General features: G+C 46.3%; 3 protein-coding genes. 2 read left to right on the top strand and 1 reads right to left on the bottom strand.

All coding sequences use genetic code 11. The features are described from left to right. Positions 1-811 (top strand): hypothetical protein (locus VN429_RS09250; RefSeq protein ID WP_325632469.1); only part of this gene is annotated, 811 nt, incomplete at its 5' end. Positions 812-823: 12 nt separating this feature from the next. Beyond that, entirely contained in the window at positions 824-1,306 is a 483-nt protein-coding gene (locus VN429_RS09245; protein WP_325632466.1) for a HEAT repeat domain-containing protein, read from the top strand. A gap of 8 nt (positions 1,307-1,314) precedes the next feature. Here VN429_RS09245 and metG read toward each other — a convergent pair. Then, positions 1,315-3,271: methionine--tRNA ligase (metG, locus tag VN429_RS09240; RefSeq protein WP_325632463.1), on the bottom strand; the 1,957-nt coding region annotated here is incomplete at its 5' end.

Genomic DNA, 3,271 nt, shown 5'->3' with positions numbered 1-3,271 from the left:
GAGCAGGTTTCTCATCTTGCTCATGGTTGGCCTATTTATCCTGCCAGGATTTGTATCAGCAATAAGGCCCACGTCTGCACTATACGACCAGACAGGTCTTACAACAACAATTGATGCTACCTGCATCGGAACGCTTGTTGTCGATCATGATATGGATTGGGGACAGACAAATACGCCAGATGGAAATATTCACTCCGCAACCCTGCGTGGGGATGAAGTGAGAACAGACACCACTTACCGTGAAAACACACTTGCGGCATCCGGTACTACCAGATATACAAAAGACTTCAGCATGGACGGTTCAAATGCAACTCAGGGAACCGATAACCTTGGAGTCAGACACACTATCAATTACCTTGCCAATGAGACAGAAGGTGGGCAGATGCTCTATGATGAGCAGGGTACAATTACTCAGTACGGTAGGGGAACATCCAACAATACTGAAGTAAAATGTGTGTTTGCATCAGGATCTGGTGGAGCAGCAGGATTTGGCGGATACGTCAGCGCGGGCAGTCTGATGGACGTCAAGGAAGTCGCTGCAGTCACACAGATGGGTGGAAGAATGATATCCGCAGATGCCAAGACACCTGTAAATCTGCGATATGCCTTTGATGCTCAGGGTGTAGATTCTGATACCAAAGACAAGCTTGCAACCGGTTCTGCTTCAGTCTATCAGACAACTAACTTTGAGACCTACGGTAAAGATCCGTCATCAACAAATACAACAACCAAGATTGATGACAAACAGAATACACAGGCACGGGGATTATTCGACCTCGCACAGACGGTTGGATATACCTCTACCTACTAACTCTTTTTTTGTATGAGTTCTCATTCAACCGATAAGATTGCCGTTCTGATCAAAGAGTTATACCATCCAAATAAAGAATACCGGGCTGAAACTGTTCAGAAGATTGCCAGATATGGAGATGAGGCAGTTAAACCTCTCCTGGCACTTCTAAATGATTCTGACTGGAGAATTAGGTACAGGGCAGCTGAAACGCTCGGGCTTATCAGATCCAATGAGCCAGTTCAGGAACTTATCCTGGCCTGTGATGATGAAAAGGATCATGTCAGGTACATGGCTGCAAAATCCCTAGGAATAATAAAAGATACAAGAGCAGTTCAAACTCTGATTCGTATGCTGAATGATGAGCACCAATATACCCGTGGGATTGCTGCTACAGGACTTGCTGCAATTGGGGATACTACAGCAAGAAGAGATATTGAAGCAGTTCTTGGAAGGGAAACTGATCAGACAGTTAAAGAAAAGATGATTCAGAGTTTAAAAACTCTGAATGGATAATTGGAAAATTATCTGATTTTTGTTCCTGGTTCTACGGGTTTAAACGGTACGAGCAGGGAGGCCTCATCCCCTGCAGCAAGAATCATCCCGTTGCTCTCGATGCCAAAAATTTTCGCTGGCTTCAGATTCATGACCACAATAACGTCCTTACCTACTAAATCCTCTGGAGAATAGAACTGGGCAATACCACTGACGATCTGCCGGGTCTCAGATCCAAACCCAACCTGTAACTTCAGAAGTTTCGATGATTTAGGCACATTTTCTGCAGACAATACTCTTCCGGTCTTGAGTTCAATTTTTGAAAACTCTTCTATTGTGATTTGATTATCTGGTTCAGGAGGTGAAGTAAGGGCATCTATACGTTGCCTAAAATCAACATCAAGTACATTGATCCTCTTCTCATCCAATTTTTCAAACAATATTGATGGTTGAGAGAGTGGACCGGGTATTAGGTCAACCAGTGCATCATCAAATCCTGCTTTTGAAAGAGGAGTTGTCATCCCAAGTTGTGTCCAGAGTTTTTCTGCCCGGTCTGGCATAACCGGCTCAATGAGCAGGGCAAGGGCTTTGGCTATCTGAAGACTGTTTCGCATGACCTGGGCCATTGCAACCAGATCAGTCTTGGCAAGTTTCCACGGCTCATTGGTCTGCACATAGGTGTTACCGTATGCTGCAAGTGCAAGGACAGCATCAACGGCTCCTTTGAAATCATATGATTCAACAAGGTCTGATACTGTTGTCAGAGTCTCTGCAATCCTGGTTTTTATCTCCTGATCTACAGGGACATCAGGTACCCCGCCAAACTGCTTATGTGAGAGGTGCACTGACCGGTACACAAAGTTGCCAAGAGTATTCACCACTTCAGAGTTTACCCGCTCTAAATACAACTTCCAGGAGAAGTTCATCTCCTTTGTGTGGCTGGTATATGTGAGGATGTAATACCGCAGGTAATCACTAGGGAGGCCCTGATCCAGGTAATCATCATTGGTCCAGACCACATACCCGCGGGACTTGGAAAATTTATGGTCATCAATTTTGACCATTCCTGATGCAACCACCGCATAGGGCTTTGCGTATCCTGCACCCTTCAGCATTGCAGGCCAGAAGACACAGTGATGATAGGTGATATCCTGTCCGATAAAGTGGGTAATCCGTGCCTTATCCTCACACCAATAATCTTTCCAGTCAGAACCGGTCTCTTCTGCCCATTCTTCGGTAAACCCAATATATCCGATAGGGGCGTCGACCCAGACATACACCACCAGATCATCCCGGCCCGGAAACTTTGTCCCCCATTCCAGGGTCCGGGTGATGCACCAGTCATGAAGATCTTCATTGACCCAGCCGAGGGCGTAGTTGATTGCGTTGTCTGTCCCTTTGAGATCTTTCAGAAAATCCTTGAGATAATCCTGAAATGATGAAAGCCTGAAGAAGAAATGTTCCTGCTCCCTGAATTCTGCAGCTGTTCCGCAGATCTTACAGGTTGGCTTAAGAAGTTCCCCAGGTTCCAGGTGCTTTCCGCACCCCTGATCGCATTCATCCCCCCGGGCAGGCTTACTACAGTGAGGGCAGATCCCCTCCAGGTATCTGTCAGGAAGGAATTTTTTACACTTGGGGCAGTAAGCCTGCTGGATAATTTTTGGGTAAACATGACCAGCTTTAATCAGCCTGTTCACAATATGGGTGGTGCGGGCCTTCGTAGCTTGATCATCTGTCATTCCGAAATGATCAAAGTGAATATTCATGCGTTTGAAGGTCTCTGCAAAGTGAGTGTGATAGCGTTCAGAGATCACCCGGGGCGTGACACCCTCTGCTTCAGCACTGACAACTATCGGCGTTCCATGGTTATCAGAACCACAGACAAAGACTGCATGTTCCCCTTTTCTCCGCATGAACCGCACATAAAAATCGGCTGGAACATATGTCCGGAGATGCCCGAGATGACAAGGACCGTTGGTATAGGGC

Origin of the sequence: Methanospirillum sp., assembly GCF_035560735.1 — an archaeon.
Lineage (GTDB): Archaea > Halobacteriota > Methanomicrobia > Methanomicrobiales > Methanospirillaceae > Methanospirillum.
The sequence above is the reverse complement of the archived record's forward strand: the minus strand, read 5'-3'. Positions and strand labels throughout refer to the sequence as shown.

Excerpts from the sequence above, each read along its gene's own strand:
- VN429_RS09245 (WP_325632466.1), top strand. The coding sequence starts at position 824 with ATGAGTTCTCATTCAACCGATAAGATTGCCGTTCTGATCAAAGAGTTA.